The organism is Tabrizicola aquatica, from assembly GCF_002900975.1.
GTDB classification, from domain to species: domain Bacteria; phylum Pseudomonadota; class Alphaproteobacteria; order Rhodobacterales; family Rhodobacteraceae; genus Tabrizicola; species Tabrizicola aquatica.
In genome coordinates this window covers 560,231-576,048 of the sequence record NZ_PJON01000001.1, presented here as the reverse complement: position 1 = coordinate 576,048, position 15,818 = coordinate 560,231, and the positions used below count along the sequence as shown (strand labels likewise).

The 15,818-nt window shown below is 66.9% G+C and carries 17 protein-coding genes; 9 read left to right on the top strand and 8 right to left on the bottom strand.

What is annotated here, in order from left to right:
* Positions 1–104: 104 nt before the first annotated feature.
* From CXR42_RS02770 to CXR42_RS02755, 4 genes are read left to right on the top strand one after another with little or no spacing between them, the layout of a single operon-like run.
* Positions 105–1,196: a fatty acid desaturase family protein gene (locus tag CXR42_RS02770; RefSeq protein WP_103255974.1), complete on the top strand. Its 1,092-nt coding sequence runs from the start codon at positions 105–107 to the stop codon at positions 1,194–1,196.
* Between the two features lie 7 nt (positions 1,197–1,203).
* Positions 1,204–1,515: a MocE family 2Fe-2S type ferredoxin gene (locus tag CXR42_RS02765; RefSeq protein WP_103255973.1), complete on the top strand. Its 312-nt coding sequence runs from the start codon at positions 1,204–1,206 to the stop codon at positions 1,513–1,515.
* Positions 1,515–2,312 carry a 3-methyl-2-oxobutanoate hydroxymethyltransferase gene (locus CXR42_RS02760; protein WP_103255972.1) on the top strand — a complete coding sequence of 266 codons (798 nt, stop codon included), beginning with the start codon at positions 1,515–1,517 and terminating at the stop codon, positions 2,310–2,312. The genes CXR42_RS02765 and CXR42_RS02760 overlap by 1 nt, the downstream gene beginning before the upstream one ends.
* The gene (locus tag CXR42_RS02755) at positions 2,309–3,433 is read left to right on the top strand and encodes a Gfo/Idh/MocA family protein (RefSeq protein WP_103255971.1); all 1,125 of its coding nucleotides are present in this window, start codon (positions 2,309–2,311) and stop codon (positions 3,431–3,433) included. Before CXR42_RS02760 ends, CXR42_RS02755 begins: the two co-directional genes overlap by 4 nt.
* Before the next feature lie 32 nt (positions 3,434–3,465).
* Here CXR42_RS02755 and CXR42_RS02750 read toward each other — a convergent pair whose 3' ends face one another.
* The 7 genes from CXR42_RS02750 to CXR42_RS02720 all read right to left on the bottom strand — a co-directional run bounded on the left by CXR42_RS02750 (position 3,466) and on the right by CXR42_RS02720 (position 10,069).
* Entirely contained in the window at positions 3,466–4,284 is an 819-nt protein-coding gene (locus tag CXR42_RS02750; RefSeq protein WP_103255970.1) for a DUF4167 domain-containing protein, read from the bottom strand.
* 181 nt (positions 4,285–4,465) lie between these two features.
* Positions 4,466–5,323 carry a peptide chain release factor N(5)-glutamine methyltransferase gene (prmC, locus tag CXR42_RS02745; protein WP_103255969.1) on the bottom strand — a complete coding sequence of 286 codons (858 nt, stop codon included), beginning with the start codon at positions 5,321–5,323 and terminating at the stop codon, positions 4,466–4,468.
* Entirely contained in the window at positions 5,320–6,375 is a 1,056-nt protein-coding gene (prfA, locus tag CXR42_RS02740) for a peptide chain release factor 1 (protein WP_103256990.1), read from the bottom strand. Before prfA ends, prmC begins: the two co-directional genes overlap by 4 nt.
* A 39-nt stretch (positions 6,376–6,414) precedes the next feature.
* A complete protein-coding gene (locus tag CXR42_RS02735; RefSeq protein WP_245875323.1) occupies positions 6,415–6,882 on the bottom strand; it encodes a DUF1499 domain-containing protein in 468 nt (155 codons plus the stop codon).
* Between the two features lie 11 nt (positions 6,883–6,893).
* The gene (gene speB, locus CXR42_RS02730) at positions 6,894–7,859 is read right to left on the bottom strand and encodes an agmatinase (RefSeq protein ID WP_103255967.1); all 966 of its coding nucleotides are present in this window, start codon (positions 7,857–7,859) and stop codon (positions 6,894–6,896) included.
* Between the two features lie 161 nt (positions 7,860–8,020).
* Complete coding sequence (locus CXR42_RS02725) at positions 8,021–9,427, bottom strand: aminotransferase (RefSeq protein ID WP_103255966.1); 1,407 nt, start codon at positions 9,425–9,427, stop codon at positions 8,021–8,023.
* Between the two features lie 348 nt (positions 9,428–9,775).
* Entirely contained in the window at positions 9,776–10,069 is a 294-nt protein-coding gene (locus CXR42_RS02720; protein ID WP_103255965.1) for a DUF6636 domain-containing protein, read from the bottom strand.
* A gap of 67 nt (positions 10,070–10,136) precedes the next feature.
* On the opposite strand from CXR42_RS02720, the gene CXR42_RS02715 reads away from it, so the two are divergent.
* Positions 10,137–10,523: a hypothetical protein gene (locus tag CXR42_RS02715; protein ID WP_146037985.1), complete on the top strand. Its 387-nt coding sequence runs from the start codon at positions 10,137–10,139 to the stop codon at positions 10,521–10,523.
* On the opposite strand, the gene CXR42_RS02710 is transcribed toward CXR42_RS02715, so the two are convergent.
* On the bottom strand, positions 10,508–11,671 hold the full coding sequence (locus CXR42_RS02710) for a M20 aminoacylase family protein (protein ID WP_103255963.1): 1,164 nt from the start codon (positions 11,669–11,671) through the stop codon (positions 10,508–10,510). The two genes, CXR42_RS02715 and CXR42_RS02710, sit on opposite strands and share 16 nt — an antisense overlap.
* 211 nt (positions 11,672–11,882) lie before the next feature.
* Between CXR42_RS02710 and CXR42_RS02705 the strand changes: the two genes are divergently transcribed.
* The 4 genes from CXR42_RS02705 to CXR42_RS02690 all read left to right on the top strand — a co-directional run bounded on the left by CXR42_RS02705 (position 11,883) and on the right by CXR42_RS02690 (position 15,787).
* Complete coding sequence (locus CXR42_RS02705; RefSeq protein ID WP_103255962.1) at positions 11,883–12,506, top strand: outer membrane protein; 624 nt, start codon at positions 11,883–11,885, stop codon at positions 12,504–12,506.
* A 70-nt stretch (positions 12,507–12,576) separates the two neighbouring features.
* Entirely contained in the window at positions 12,577–13,389 is an 813-nt protein-coding gene (gene mazG, locus CXR42_RS02700; RefSeq protein WP_103255961.1) for a nucleoside triphosphate pyrophosphohydrolase, read from the top strand.
* A 377-nt stretch (positions 13,390–13,766) separates the two neighbouring features.
* On the top strand, positions 13,767–14,765 hold the full coding sequence (locus CXR42_RS02695; protein WP_103255960.1) for a Fe(3+) ABC transporter substrate-binding protein: 999 nt from the start codon (positions 13,767–13,769) through the stop codon (positions 14,763–14,765).
* Positions 14,766–14,854: 89 nt separating this feature from the next.
* The gene (locus CXR42_RS02690; RefSeq protein WP_103255959.1) at positions 14,855–15,787 is read left to right on the top strand and encodes a nucleoside hydrolase; all 933 of its coding nucleotides are present in this window, start codon (positions 14,855–14,857) and stop codon (positions 15,785–15,787) included.
* Positions 15,788–15,818 lie beyond the last annotated feature (31 nt).

Here is a 15,818-nt window from a genome sequence, read left to right as displayed (position 1 = left end):
TGCAGTCTGACGAAACCCACAAGCGCCTCTCTTGGAGAATGGCCACCCCCCGCCCTATCCAGTCAACAGCGGCGCGACCTGCGCCCTGGGATGGGGAGGCAAACATGGGCAAACGCGACTACAGCCCGTTTGGCGCCGATGCAAAGCGCGCGGTGGACAGCGGACTTACGGCGGCCGAATGGTATCATACCGAGGTGCCGCGCAAGGTGATGAAGGATCTCATGGCCCGCAGCGACGGCCCGGCGATCCGCGACACGATCCTCTTGTACGGCAGCATGATCCTGCTTGCGGGCATCGGTATCGCGCTTTGGCCCAGCTGGTGGTCGGCACCGTTCTGGCTGGCGTATGGCGTCCTCTACGGCTCGGCCTCCGACTCGCGCTGGCACGAATGCAGCCACGGCACCGCCTTCAAGACGCCCTGGATGAACAACTGGGTCTACCAGATCGCCAGCTTCATGATCATGCGCAACTCGGCCACCTGGCGCTGGAGCCATGCGCGCCACCATTCCGAGACCTACCTTGTGGGCCGCGACCCGGAAATCGCCGTGATGCGCCCGCCGGAACTGGCCAAACTGATCCTCAACTTCTTCGGCATCCTCGACGTGCTGAAATTCTTCCCCACCCTGATCCGCAACGCGGTATCCGGCCCCACGGCGGAAGAGCGCACCTTCGTCCCCGAAAGCGAATGGGGCAAGGTGCAGCGCGTTGCCCTGATCCATCTGACGATCTATCTGGCCACCCTTGGCCTGGCCGTCGCCCTGGGCTCGATCCTGCCGCTGATGGTCATTGGCCTGCCCCGTCTGTATGGCGCCTGGCACCATGTGATGACCGGGCTTTTGCAGCACGGCGGCCTGGCCGACAATGTCATCGACCACCGGCTGAACAGCCGCACCGTCCTGATGAACCCGATCAGCCGCTTCATCTACTGGAACATGAACTACCACGTCGAACACCATATGTTCCCGATGGTGCCCTACCACGCCCTGCCCCGGCTGCATGAGGTCATCAAGGCCGACCTGCCGCCGCCCAATCGCTCCATCGCCGAAGCCTTCCGCGAGATGTGGCCCGCGCTGAAGCGCCAGCTTCTGAACGAGGATTACTTCCTGAAACGCGACCTGCCGCCCACCGCCAAACCCTACCGCGAGGACTTCCACCAATACGTGCCGGGCATGATGCGCCCCGCCGCAGCCGAATGAGGACGACATGCCCTGGATTTCCGCCTGCTCTACCGACGACATCGACGCCGAGGATCTGATCCGCTGGGACCACGGCGCCCAGACCTTCGCGATCTACCATTCGCCCGATGGCCAGTTCTACGCCACCGCCGGCAGATGCACGCATGAGGACGTGCATCTCTGCGACGGCTTGGTCATGGGCCACCTGATCGAATGTCCCAAGCACAACGGCCAGTTCGACTATCGCACGGGCGAAGCCAAGCGCGCCCCGGTCTGCGTCAACCTGCGCACCTTCCCCGTGAAGGTCGAGGCTGGCCAGGTCTACGTCGAGGTGCCGTGATGCCCCGCCTGACCGTCCGCGACCTGCTGGACGCCCGTGGCAAGCACCAATTCGCCATGCTGCGGGTCGAAACCCTGGAAGAGGCCGAGGCCGCCGCGAAAGCGGGGGTAGAGCTTCTCTCCGTCCCGCCCGCGATGATCCTGGACGGCCGGTTCCGTGACGCAGCGCCCGACTGCTTTGCCTTTCCCGGCGACAATTTCTATGAAATCGGCGGGACCGAGGATTTCCTCCGCTGGGCCTTCCCGCTGTACAAACACGGGGCTGACGGCTTTTACTGCTCGGGCTCTCTGGCAACCGTCAGGGCGCTGGCGGACCACGCGCTGCCCGTCTGCGGCCATGTCGGCCTCATCCCTTCCAAGAGCACCTGGACCGGCGGCTTCAAGGCTGTGGGCAAGACGCTGGAAACCGCGCAACTCGTCTGGAACCAGTGCAAGGCGCTGGAGGACGCCGGGGCCTTCGCCGTGGAAATCGAGGTGGTGCCCCATTCCATCACCCGCCTGATCGCGGAACGGACCAACCTGTTCCTCATCTCGATGGGCGCCGGCGCGGGCGGCCATGCGCAGTACCTGTTCTCGGACGATGTGCTGGGCCAGAACCGCGGCCGCATCCCGCGCCACGCCAAGGTCTATGCCGATTTCGCCGCCGAATATGACCGGCTGCAACAGCTTCGCATCCAGGCCATGAGCCGCTTTGCCACCGATGTCCACGACGGCGACTATCCTGCCCCGCAGCATCTGGTGGACTGCGACCCCGCCGTGGTCGAAGCCTTCCACGACTGGCTGGAGCAGGTGGCATGACCCTGGGCGTCGGCCTGATCGGCACCGGCTTCATGGGCAAGGCCCATGCCCTGGCCTGGCGCACTGTGCGGGCGGTGATGGGCGACGTTCCCGCGGTCCGGCTGGAGGTCCTGGTGGACACCCCCGCCGACAAGGCCCGCGCCATGGCCGACCAGTTCGGCTTTGCCCGCGCCACCGACGACTGGCGCGGGCTGCTTGCCGACCCTGCCATCGACGTGGTCTCGATCACCACCCCGAACGGGATGCACCGCGAGATGGCGGTGGCGGCCCTCCAGGCCGGCAAGCATGTCTGGTGCGAAAAGCCCATGGCCCTGACGCTGGACGACGCCCGCGCGATGGAGGCCGCCGCCCGCGCCGCGCCCGGCAAGACCCAGCTTGGCTACAACTACATCGCCAATCCTGCCGTGACCCATGCCGCGCGACTGCTGGCCGACGGCGCCATCGGTCGCCTGGTCCATGTCCGCGGCTGGGTGGACGAGGATTACCAGGCCGACCCCGCCCTGCCCTGGACCTGGCGCGCCACGCTGGCCGACGCGGGCCTTGGCGCACTGGGCGACATCGGCTGCCACCTGATCTCGCTGCTGACCCTTCTCGCCGGCCCCCTCGACAGCGTCCTGGGCGAGATCGCGACGATCCACCAGACCCGCCCACTGCCCGACGGCCTGGGCCGGGCCGCCGTCGAGAACGAAGACACCGCCACCGCGCTTCTGACCTTTGCCAGCGGCGTGAAGGGCACCTTCGCCGCCTCGCGCAGCGCCTGGGGCCGCAAGTCGCGCCTGGGATTCGAGCTTCACGGCACCGAAGGCATGCTGATCTTCGACCAGGAGAGGATGAACGAATTCCAGCTTTTCCAGAACCGGGGCGACCGCGCGACCCAGGGCTTTACCACCATCCTGACCTCGCCCGACCATCCACCCTATGGCGCCTTCTGCCCCGCGCCGGGTCATCAACTGGGCTTCAACGACCTCAAGGTGATCGAGCTTGCGGGCTTCCTGCGGGCGATCCGCGACGGCGGCCGGCCGGCGCTGGACTTCACCGCCGGGCTGGAGATCGAGAAGGCGATCCACGCCATTGCCCTCTCCTCGCGACAGGGGCGCAGGGTGGCACTCGACGGGCTTTGAAACCAAAGGCCGCCCCTGGGGGCGGCCTTCTGCTATTCTGCGGCTTCCTTGGGCGGGGCGTCGTCGCCTCCCGGCCCATCCTTGCTTTCGACCTTCGGCTTGCGCGGCCCGCGCGGGCGGCGGGCGGGGCCCCGGTCCTCTTTCTCGGCCTTCGCGGGCTTTTCGGCCACCGGCTCGGCCGGGGCGTCGTTGCGCGGGCGGGCCTGGGATTCGGGTGTCTCGATCAGCCCGGTCTCGTCGCCGCTGTCCAGGTCGATCACGTCGCCCGCCATCGGCTGCTCGCCCGTCTCACGCTCGTCGCGGACGTCGCGCTGAAAGTCCTGGCGGCGTTCGCCCCGGTCCGGCCTGTCACCACCCCGGTCGCCGCCCCGGTCCTGCCGGTCGCCACGATCCTGACGCTCGCCCCGCTCAACGCGGTCCGGGCGATCCTGCCGCTCGGGCCGGTCCTGCCGTTCGGGCCGGTCGCCACGCGGCTGGCCCTGCGGACCGCCCTGCTGGCCAGCGTATTGCCCGCCCTGCTGGCCATTCTGACCGCCGTTCGGCCCGCCATTCTGGCCGCCGTTCTGCTGGTACTGCTGCTGACGGGCTTCCTGCTCGGCCGCCATTTCCTTGGTCGCCTCGGCCAGCATCCGGGTATAATGCTCGGCGTGCTGCAGGAAGTTCTCGGCCGCCACGCGGTCGTTCGACAACTGGGCATCGCGCGCCAGCATCTGGTACTTCTCGATGATCTGCTGCGGCGTGCCGCGAACCTTGCCCTCGGGACCCGAGGAATCGAAGACGCGGTTGATGATGTTGCCGAGTGTGCGCGGGCGGTTCTGACTGGAACGCGAGCGTTTCTTGGAAGAGCGCATCTTGTCCTTATGATGGCTTTGGCCTGCAACCGCCGCCCCTCATGGGCCGCAAGATCAAGGTCAGCAGGGCTTGGGTAGTTCGCCAGGGCAGGTAAAAACCCGCGCCCGACAGGGGTCAATAACCACAGGCTTTCGCGTGTGACAAGGGATTTTTGCGGACTTATCCCGGAATCGGCAAGGATCAGGCGCTGCCGCACCCTTCCCCCGCGCCCGGTTTCACCGCCGCGACAACCCGGTCGCGCCCGTCCATGTCGGGCAGGATGCGAATCTGCTCCAGCCCGGCCGCACGGAACAGGTCGGCAACCGCCGGGCCTTGCGTCGGCCCGATCTCGACCAGAAGCCGCCCGCCCGGCAAAAGCCGCGCCCCCGCGCCGCGCGCGATGATCCGGTAAGGCTCCAACCCGTCGCCCCCCGGCGTCAGCGCCAGATGCGGCTCCCACTCGCGGACTTCGGGGGCCAGGCCGGGCATCTCGTCGGCGGCGATATAGGGCGGGTTCGACACAATCAGGTCATAGGACCCGGCAACATCTGCAAACCAGTCCGACCGGCGGAACCGCGCCCGCGCCTCCAGCCCAAGGTCGCGCGTGTTGCCGACCGCGACCAGCAAGGCCGGCTCTGAAATATCCGTGCCCAGGCCCCGCGCCATCGGCATCCCCTTCAGGCAGGACAGAAGGATGCACCCCGTCCCCGTGCCCAGGTCCAGCATCTTGACGAAGGGCTGCGACACCGCCTCGGCGACCAGCGTCTCGGTCTCGGGGCGCGGGTCCAGCGTGTCGCGCGTGACGCGGAACGACAGCCCCCAGAACAGCCGCCGCCCGGTGATCTGCGCCACCGGCTGCCGCGCGATCCGCGCCTGCAGGGCGGCGTCATACAGCGCCTCTTGCGGCCCCGTCATCTCGTCCTGCAGCTTCAGCGTCAGCCGGTCATGGCCGATCCCCAGCGCATGGGCCAGCAGCACCCGCGCATCGCGAGAGCCATCCTCGATCCCCGCCTCGCGCAGAAGCGGAACCGCCCGGCGCAACGCTTCCTGCGCCCTCATCCCTCCATCTCCGCCAGCCGCTCGGCCTGATCGTGCGAGACAAGGGCGTCAATCACCTCGGTCAGGTCGCCCGCCATGATCTGGCTCAGCGCATAAAGCGTCAGGTTGATCCGGTGGTCGGTCATCCGGCCTTGCGGGAAGTTGTAGGTGCGGATGCGCTCGCTGCGATCCCCCGATCCGATCTGGCTTTTCCGGTCCGCCGCCCGCGCCGAATGGATACGTTCCCGCTCGGCCTCATAAAGCCTGGACCGCAACACCTGCATCGCGATCTCCTTGTTGCGGTGCTGCGATTTTTCCGAACTGGTGACCACGATCCCGGACGGGATATGGGTGATCCGCACCGCCGAGTCGGTCGTGTTCACATGCTGCCCGCCCGCCCCGCTGGAGCGCATCGTGTCGATGCGGATGTCGCTGGCGGGAATGGAAATCTCGACCTCATCCGCTTCGGGCAGGACCGCGACCGTGGCCGCCGAGGTGTGGATCCGCCCCTGCGCCTCGGTTTCCGGTACGCGCTGCACGCGGTGGACGCCGGATTCGTACTTCATCCGGGCATAGACGCCCTCGCCCTCGATCAGTGCCGAGAATTCCTTCAGCCCGCCAAGCTCTCCGGCCTGCTCGCTGATGATCTCGAACCGCCAACCCATCCGCTCGGCATAGCGCTGGTACATCCGCGCCAGGTCGCCGGCGAACAGCGCCGCCTCGTCGCCCCCGGTGCCCGGCCGGATCTCGATGATCGCCGGGCGCGCGTCGGCCGCGTCCTTCGGCAACAGCGCCAGCCGCAGGGCCTGCTCCATTTCCGGGATGCGCGCCTTAAGGCGGGGCATCTCCTCCTCGGCCAGGGCCTTCATCTCGGGGTCGGCCAGCATCGCCTCGGCCTCGGCCAGGTCGTCCAGCGACTGGCGATAGGCGCGGATTTCCTCGACCACCGGCTTCAACTCGGTATATTCGCGGCTGATCCGGGCGATTTCGGCCGGGGCGGCGCCCGCGTTCAACTGCGCTTCGAGAAACTCGAAACGCTCGGTGATCTGGGCAAGCTTTTCCATGGGAACCATGGCCGGGGTTTCGCCCGTTCCGCCCATGCGGTCAAGGCCTCAAAGCCGCGACAGCCAATCGCGCAGCCGCGCCGCGTTCACCCCCATGTCGCCCTTGCCGAACCGGGACCGGGCCAGGATCATGACCTCGCTGGTCGCCACATCCAGCGTCATCGCCTGCGCCGTGGTGTAATCGGGAAACCCCCACAGCGCCGAGCGCGTGACCCAGGTGATCCGCCCCTCCTCGGGGCTGCCGGCCAACCGTGTCGTCCGGGGGTTGGCCAGGGCGATCTTGTCCAGCCGCGCCAGCGCCACGCGGTCCGGCCCCTGCGCCTCGACCCGCACAGCGGCCGCGTTCAGCGTCGTCGCAATCTGCGGCACCTCGCCCAGGCGCGACAGGGCCAGCCCCTCGGCCAAGCCGGCCGAAGGGTCCACATGCCAGACCGCAGCGTCAGAGGGGGCAAGGCGGACATAGGCACCGAACAGGACCAAGGCCAGAACCAGCCCGACTGCCAGATAGCCCACCATGCCCCGTCTCCTCATCTTTGCGTCCGCGCCCAATGGTAAAGGCAGATCAGTTCATAGGCCACATGCGCCCCGGCAATCGCCGTCGCCCCGGTGGTGTCATAGGGCGGCGAGACCTCGACCACATCGCCCCCGACCAGGTTGATCCCCGCCAGGTCCCGCAGCATCGCAGCCGCCTGCCAGGACGCAAGCCCGCCCCAGACCGGGGTCCCGGTGCCCGGCGCAAAGGCCGGGTCCAGCGCGTCGATGTCAAAGGTCAGATACGTCGGCCGGTCGCCGACGATGCCCTTCACGGTGTCGACCACCCGCTCCACGCCCCATTCATGCGCCTCGCGCGCGGTGATGACGTTCACGCCCAGGTAATCCTCGGTCACCGTGCGGATGCCGATCTGCACGCTGCGCGCAGGGTCGACGTAGCCCTGCTTCACCGCCTTGTACAGCATCGTGCCGTGGTCGATCCGGCTTAAATCGTCATCCGGCCAGAGGTCGGAATGCGCGTCAAAATGGATCACGCCCAGGGGGCCGAACTTTTCGGCATAGGCTTTCAGGATCGGGAAGGTGATGTAATGGTCGCCCCCCAGCGTGACCGTCCCGGTCCCGGCGGCCAGGATGCCCCGGATATGCGCGGTCAGGGCTTCGGGAAAATCCGACACCTTGGCATAGTCGAACGCCAGATCGCCGTAATCGACGACAGTCATCTCTTCCAGGGGATTGGTCGGCCAGCCGAATGGCGGGTCATAGGCCTGCAAGGTGCTGGCCTCGCGGATTGCGCGCGGCCCGAACCGAGTGCCGGCCCGGTGGGTCACCGCCTGATCGAAGGGCACCCCGGTGATCGCCAGATCGACCCCGGCCAGGTCCTTGGTATAGGTCCGCCGCAGGAAACTTGTCGCGCCGCCAAAGGCGTTTTCAAAGGCATAGCCCCGTTGCGTGGTCCTGGTGAACGCAGTGTCGACCTGCGTTTTCGCGTCTTCAAGTGCCATGAGATGTCTCGGGTCTGTCGGCGCAGTCGTTCAACGGAGACGCGCGGATCCGGGGCCGCAGGAAACCCGCGCGCCCCGGTGAAGTCAAGCCGTCCCCTTGCCACCCGCGCCAGGATTTCCATTCGGAAATCGTTCCGGAATGTCCTGAATTCCGGCGCGGCTCAGCCGATCCGGTGGCCCTCGCGGACCAACTCGTCCGTCACCTGCCGGATCGCCTTTTCCAGTGTCTCGGTCACGAAATCCACCTGATCGCGCGTGATCGTCAGCGGCGGCGACATCACGTTCAGATGGCCCATCGGCCGCACCATCATTCCCATCGCCTCGGCCGCATCCGAGATGCGCTTGGATTCGTTCACCCCGTCCGGCAGCGGCTCCTTCGTCAGTTTGTCCGCAACGTTCTCGACGCAGACCATCAGCCGCCGCCCCCGGACCTGGCCCACCAGCGGCAGCGCCTCCAGCCCTTTCAGCCGGTCGATGAAATAATCCCCCACCGTCGCGGCCTGCTCCAAAAGACCCTCGCGCTCGATGATCTCGATCGACGTCAGCCCTGCCGCACAGGCGACCGGATGGCCTGAATAGGTGAAGCCGCTGGTGAACCACCGCTCGCCCTTGGCCGCCATCGCCTCCCAGATCCGGTCGCTGAAGATCACCGCGCCCAAAGGCAAGTAACCCGAGGTCAGGCCCTTGGCGCAGGTGATCAAGTCCGGCACCACCCCGAACTCCGCCTCGCTGGCGAACCAGTGGCCCAGCCGCCCGAAGGCCGTCACCACCTCGTCGGCGATGAACAGGATGTCGTGGCGCTGGCAGACCTGCCACATCCGGCGCAAATAGCCTTCGGGCGGCACGATCACCCCGCCGCTGGCCTGGATCGGCTCCGCGATGAAGCCGCCGATCCGGTCTGCACCCACGCGCGCGATCAGCGCCTCGAACTCGGCCACCAGCGCGTCGCAGAACTCTGCCTCGCTCATGCCCTCGGGGCGACGGTAGGGGTTTGGCGCGCTCAGGTGGTGGATGCCGGTCTCCTTGTAGCGGAACTCCTCCACCCGGTCGCCCGGCCGCTTGCCCACCGACTGCGACAGGTAGGTGGACCCGTGATAGCTGTGATCCCGCGCCACGATATCGGTCTTGCCGGGCCGGCCCATGCAGGTCTGCCAGTACCAGACCATCCGCACCGCCGTATCCACCGCCGTCGACCCCCCGGTGGTGAAATGCACCCGGTTCAGATCGCCCGGCGCCAGCGCGGCCAGTCTGGCCGCCAGCTTCGCCGAAGGCTCGTTCGTCACATCGACAAAGGTGTTCGAGAACGCCAGCCGCTCCACCTGCTCGGCAATCGCCTGCGCCATCTCGCGCCGGCCCAGGCCCACATTGGTACACCACATGCCGCCCACGGCATCCAGATAGCGCCGCCCCTCGGCATCCCAAAGGTAACAGCCCTCGCCCCGCACCATCACCAGGGACCCCTCGCGTTCAAAGGGGCCAAAGTTCGTCCAGGGGTGCAACAGGTGCTGCCGGTCCATCTCCCAAAGGGCATCGGGGCCGGGCCGTGCCAGGGCCATCGGGGCGGTCATGTCGGGTCTCCTTCGCGGTGAATGATGCAGTTGGATAACAGCACCAGACTAGCATTTTGATCAAAACCCGGCCAGCCCCGCCTTGTTCCAAAGGTTGCGGGTCACCCTGCGATGGCGTCCAAAGGTTGATCCGGCCCCCACCAGGACCAAGGCAACCGCAGTCCCGCGATTCGCGCTTTCATACTGGCGCAAATATCCCCCGCGGAGCGTCCACCGCCGCCCCGCAGCGCCACCGCCCTAGAACGGCCGCTGCTTCGCCTTCGCCACGCTGAACCCATGCCCTTCCGCATTGGTGCAGGTCATCCCGGTCTTGGCCGAGACGCAGGAAATCCCACCCAGCGAAACCGCCTAGCCATAGGGCAGCACCGGATTGCCCCGGTCCGCCACGGCATCGGACACACAGGCCAGATAGCCCTTGCCCCGGTCCTCCACCCCGAAGGCGGAACCCCAGTCGAACTCGCAATCCGCCGGGGCGCGGGTAAAGCTTGGCACCAACTCCCGCAGGTCGCAGCGCGCGACGGCACCCTCCCGGTCCTGGAAGATCGCACAATGGATATTGCCGGTGGGTGACTGGAAGCTGACATAGTCATCAGCAAACGCAGGGCCGGCCAGAACCAGGGCGGCAAGAACGGACAGCTTCAAAGGGATCTCCTTCCATGCGATGTGGAAGGCAAAGCCCCCCGGGAATGAAGCAGAAGAAGGCGCCCAGATGTCTGCCCTCGTCAAGTCAGCCTTGGCCTACACGTTGCCAGTCTTTGCCCTGGCCTTCGCGCTTGGCGCGCTGCGCGTCACGCTGATCGCCCCCGCGACCGGCCCCCTTCTGGCCGTGGCGCTGGAGGTGCCGCTGGTCCTCGCCCTCTCCTGGTTGGTTGCTGGCCGCGTCGTCAAACGCTGGCCACTCCCGCCCGCGCAGCGCCCCGCCCTGGCCGTCCTGGCCTTCGCGCTCCTGATGCTGTTGGAGGGTCTCACCGCCCTCGCCTTCGGCCAGACGCCCGCGCAGTTCCTGGTCGCGATGACCACCCCCGCAGGCGCCCTTGGCCTGGCCGGCCAGATCGGCTTTGCCCTGATCCCGGCCCTTCGTCAGCCCAGCGGCTGAGCCCGCTCGACCAGCCGGGCAAAGAAACTTGCCCCCACCGGCGCGACCTCGTCGTTGAAGTCATAAGCCGGATGGTGCAGCCCCGCCCCCGGCCCGGTCCCCAGGAACAGATAGGCCCCCGGCCGCGCCTCCAGCATATAGCTGAAATCCTCCGACCCCATCTCGCGGTTGGCCCGCGCGTCCACCGCATCGGCCCCGACCACCTCGCGCGCCACTTCGGCGGCGAAATCGGTCTCGTCCTCGTGGTTGATCGTCGCGGGATAGCCCCAGTCATAGTCGATCCGCGCCGTCACGCCATAGGCCGCCGCATGCCCCTCGACGATCTCGAAGAACCGCTTCTTCAGCAGCGCCCGCACGTCCGGCTTGAAGCAACGGATCGTCGCGCAAAACATCGCCTCTTCCGGGATGATGTTGCTGGCGGTCCCGGTATGGATCTGCGTCACGCTGATCACCGCCTCGTCCAGGGCATAGACGTTGCGCGGGATGATCGTCTGCACCGCCCCGACCATCCCCACGACCGCGACCACCGGGTCCACACATTCATGCGGCGTGGCGCCGTGACCGCCCTTGCCGGTGATATAGACAAACGCGGTATCCACCGACGCCATCAGCGGCCCCGGAGTCGTCGTGAAATGCCCAAACGGCACGTTCGGAGCGTTGTGGATGCCGTAGACCTGGGTGATCCCGAACCGGTCCATCACCCCCTCCTGCACCATCACCTGCCCGCCGCCGCCGTCCTCTTCCGCCGGCTGGAACAACAGCGCGACCGAGCCTGCAAAATTCCGCGTCTCGGCCAGATACTTCGCCGCGCCCAGCAGCATCGTCACATGCCCGTCATGGCCGCAGGCATGCATCTTGCCCGGCACCATGCTGGCATAGGGCGCGCCGGTCAGCTCTTCGATCGGCAGCGCGTCCATATCGGCCCGCAGCCCGATGACAGGCCCTTCCCCGCGCCCCTTGATCACGGCCACGATCCCGGTCTTGGCGATCCCCTCATGGATCTCGTCCACCCCCATCTCGCGCAGCCGCTCGCCGATCCAGGCCGCGGTCTGATGGCAGTCGAACGCCAGTTCAGGATGCTGGTGCAAATACCGCCGCCACCCCTTCATCTCGTCGGCATATGAGGCGATACGGTTCAGAACGGGCATGACAGTCTCCTTGCGTGTCCTTTGATCAAATCGGAATTCGCCGCTGACCGCAATCTATCTTGCCCAGACCCTGCGCGGCGAAAGTGTCGCGACCGCCCACCAGTGATGCCAGCCTGCATCGCGCCGCAGATTATCCAAGGTTCCACTCTCCCTGGCCTATCCAGATGCCAAGGGTCGCGATACGGCGGCACACAGCCACAGGAGGCGCATCATGAAATCAGCAGCAGCCGTCAGCCTCGCTCTATCCCTGTCCTCGCCGGCATATGCCGGTGGACCCACGTTGGTCGGCGACGAGCCCGCCCCGTCGGCAACGCCCGCGCCAGCCAGCCACGACTGGTCTGGGGCCTATGTCGGCCTGACGCTCGGGTCAGTCTCGGGCGACCTCACAACCAGCCCGATCCCAGGGGTCTACGACGTCACCAGCGGGACCTACACCGCGCTCCATGCGGGCTATCTCTTTCAACGCGGCCGCGCGGTCTTTGGTGCTGAGCTGTCCTATGGAACGGCTGACAGTGCCGGAATCGAGGGTGTTGCGACTTCGGAATTCCAGAAGATTCTCGATCTAAAGGCCCGGATCGGCTTTGCGACAAACAACATGCTGATCTACGGCCTTGTCGGCCGGTCCAAGGTTTTCCTCTACGACAACCCTACGAACACTTTCGACATGCAGGGCACAAGTTACGGCCTTGGCGCAGAGCTGGTCCTGTCTGAACGCCTGACCGTAGGCGCCGAATACGTGACGCGCGACGTTTCCGGCACGGCCTCGTCCCTGTCCTTCCTTAAGGCCGACACGACCTTCGACACGCTCAGCCTGCGCGCCAGCCTGACCTTCTAGGCCTGGCGGGCGTGACACGGCCCACCAATCCCCTATCCTGTGCCCGAACCTTCCAGATCGGGCGCACCCCATGACCGAAACCCTTCCCCCCTCCGGCATCGACCGCCTGCTCGCCATCATGGCCGCCCTGCGCGACCCCGCCACCGGCTGCCCCTGGGACATCGAGCAAAGCTTCGCCACCATCGCGCCCTACACCCTGGAAGAGGCGTTCGAGGTTGCCGATGCCATCGACCGCGCCGACTGGCCCGACCTCAAGGGCGAGCTTGGCGACCTTCTGTTCCAGACCGTCTACCACGCGCAAATGGCGGCCGAGGCTGGGCATTTCACCTTCGCCGATGTCGTCGCGGCCATCAGCGACAAGATGATCGCCCGCCACCCGCATGTGTTCGGCAGCGAAAGCCGCGACAAGACGCCCGAACAGCAGACCCGCGACTGGGAGGCGCAGAAGGCCCGCGAACGCGGTCCCGCCCGAACCCTCGACGGCATCGCCCCGTCGCTTCCCGCCCTGACCCGTGCCCTGAAACTGCAAAACCGCGCCGCCCGCGTCGGCTTCGACTGGCCCTCGACCGGCGAAGTCCTCGACAAGCTGGTCGAGGAAGCGCGTGAGGTCGTCGAGGCCCGCGACACCCTCACCCACGCCGCCCTGACCGAAGAAATCGGCGACCTCCTCTTCGTCATGGCCAACCTCGCCCGCCACCTGCACGTCGATCCCGAAGCCGCCCTGCGCGCCGCCAACCAGAAGTTCACGCGCCGCTTCGCCCGGATCGAGGACTGGCTGGCCGAAACCGGCCGCACCCCCGCCGACAGCGACCTGGCCGAGATGGACGCGCTCTGGAACCGCGCCAAGGCCGAGGACAAGGCAAAGGACCAAACCAGGCCCTGATCCGGCCCAGTCCCGCCCCCCGTCGCCCAGGGTCCGGTCTGTTGCCTGACCACCTCCACGCGCGCCTTCGGTCTTTCATACTGGCCCAAATATCCCCGCCGGAGGCTCCCCCGCCCCCCGGTGGCGCAGCGGCGCAAGATTACCGCCCCCTTCACACAGACAAGCATCCCCGCCAAACCCGCGCCTTCCAGCCCGCGCCAGGCCAACACCGCCTGACCTCGCCCATTCATCTTTGCCCAAATATCCCCGCCGGAGGCTCCCCCGCCGCCCCAAGGCGCAGCGGCCGCAAAATTATCCGACCATTTCACTCAGCCTCTTGACCCAAGCAAAAGACTCAGGTTTAACCCGCCCCGTAAACCCGACCAAAGGAGTCAGCAATGCTGCGCCTCTCGACCCTCGCCCTTCTCGCCTGCACCACGCCGGTCCTGGCCCAGGAAATCAACGTCTACTCCCACCGCCAGCCGGAACTGATCCAGCCCCTCGTCGATGCCTTCACCGCCGAGACGGGGGTCAAGGTCAACGTGGCCTTCGTGGACAAGGGCATGGCCGAGCGTCTGGTGGCCGAGGGCGACCGCTCCCCCGCCGACCTGGTCCTCACCGTCGACATCGCGCGCCTCTTGCAGATCGTCGAGGCCGATGTCCTGCAGCCCGTCCAGTCCGAGGTTCTGGAAACCAACATCCCCGCCGAACTGCGCGACCCGAATGACCTCTGGTTCGGCCTGACCGCCCGCGCCCGCATCATCTATGCCGCCAAGGACCGCGTGCAGCCCGGCGAGATCACTACCTACGAAGACCTCGCCTCGGAAAAATGGCGCGGCCGCATCTGCTCGCGCTCGGGCCTGCACGACTACAACGTCGCCCTCCTCGGCGCGATCATCACCCACCATGACGAGGCCTATGCCACCACCTGGGCCGAGGGCCTGAAGGCCAACCTCGCAAGGAAGCCCGACGGCGGCGACCGCGACCAGGTCAAGGCCATCGCGGCCGGCGAATGCGACATCGCCATCGGCAACACCTACTACATGGGCCAGATGATCGCCGACCCCGAACAGGTCCCCGCCGCCGAATCCGTCAACATCCTCTTCCCGACGTTCGAGGCCGGCGGCACCCACCTCAACATCTCCGGCGTCGCCATGACCAAATCCGCCCCGAACAAGGAAAACGCGCTGAAATTCATGGAATGGCTCGCCTCGGACGCCGCCCAGAAGATCTACGCCGAGACCAACCACGAATACCCGGTGAAACCCGGCGTCGAACGCTCCGCCCTCGTCGCCTCGTGGGGTGAGTTCACCGCCGACACCACCCCCCTCGCCGACATCGCCGCACAGCGCCCCGCCGCGGTGAAGATCATGGAAACCGTGAACTTCGACGGCTGACCCCTCCCGCCCCCCTTCCCCGTGAAGGGGGGCGAACCCTCTGGACAATCCGCGCGCGCCCCGGTCTCCTCCGCCAAAAGGAGTCGCCCATGCCCCGCAAGATCATCATCGACACCGACCCCGGCCAGGACGACGCCGTCGCCATCCTCCTCGCCCTCGCCTCGCCGGAACTTGAGGTCCTCGCCCTCACCGCCGTCGCGGGCAACGTGCCGCTCCCCCTCACCCAGAAGAACGCCCGCACCATCGTCCAGCTTGCCGGCCACCAGACCCCGGTCTACGCCGGCTGCGACGCGCCCCTGAAACGCACCCTCGTCACCGCCGAATACGTCCACGGCAAGACCGGTCTCGACGGCATCCCGCTGCCCGATCCGACCCACCCCCTCCAGGACCAGCACGCCGTTGACTACCTGATCGACACCCTGCGCGCCCATCCCGCAGGCACCATCACCCTCTGCCCCCTCGGCCCCCTCACCAACATCGCCACTGCCTTCCAGCGCGCCCCCGACATCATCCCCCGCGTGGCCGAGATCGTCCTGATGGGCGGCGGCTGTTTTGAGGGCGGCAACATCACCCCCGCGGCCGAGTTCAACATCTATGTCGACCCCGAAGCCGCTGATATCGTGTTCAAATCCGGCGTGCCCCTGGTGGTGATGCCCCTCGACGTCACCCACAAGGCCCTGACCTCCCGCGCCTGGGTCGAGGAGATGCGCGCCCTCGGCACCCCCGTCGGCCAGGCCGTCGCAAGCTGGACCGATTTCTTCGAACGCTTCGACACCGCCAAATACGGCAGCGAAGGCGCCCCCCTGCACGACCCCTGCGTGATCGCCTACCTCTTGGAGCCCGCCCTCTTCACCGGCCGCCACATCAACGTGGAGATCGAGACGGGATCAGAGCTCACCCTCGGCATGACCGTCGCCGACTGGTGGCGCGTGAGCGGTAGGGAGCCCAACGCGATGTTCATGGGCGGCGTGGACCGGGACGGGTTCTACCGGCTGTTGACGGAGCGGTTGGGGAGGTTGTGAGGGGTCGTAGCCGGAAAATTCTTAGGCGTAA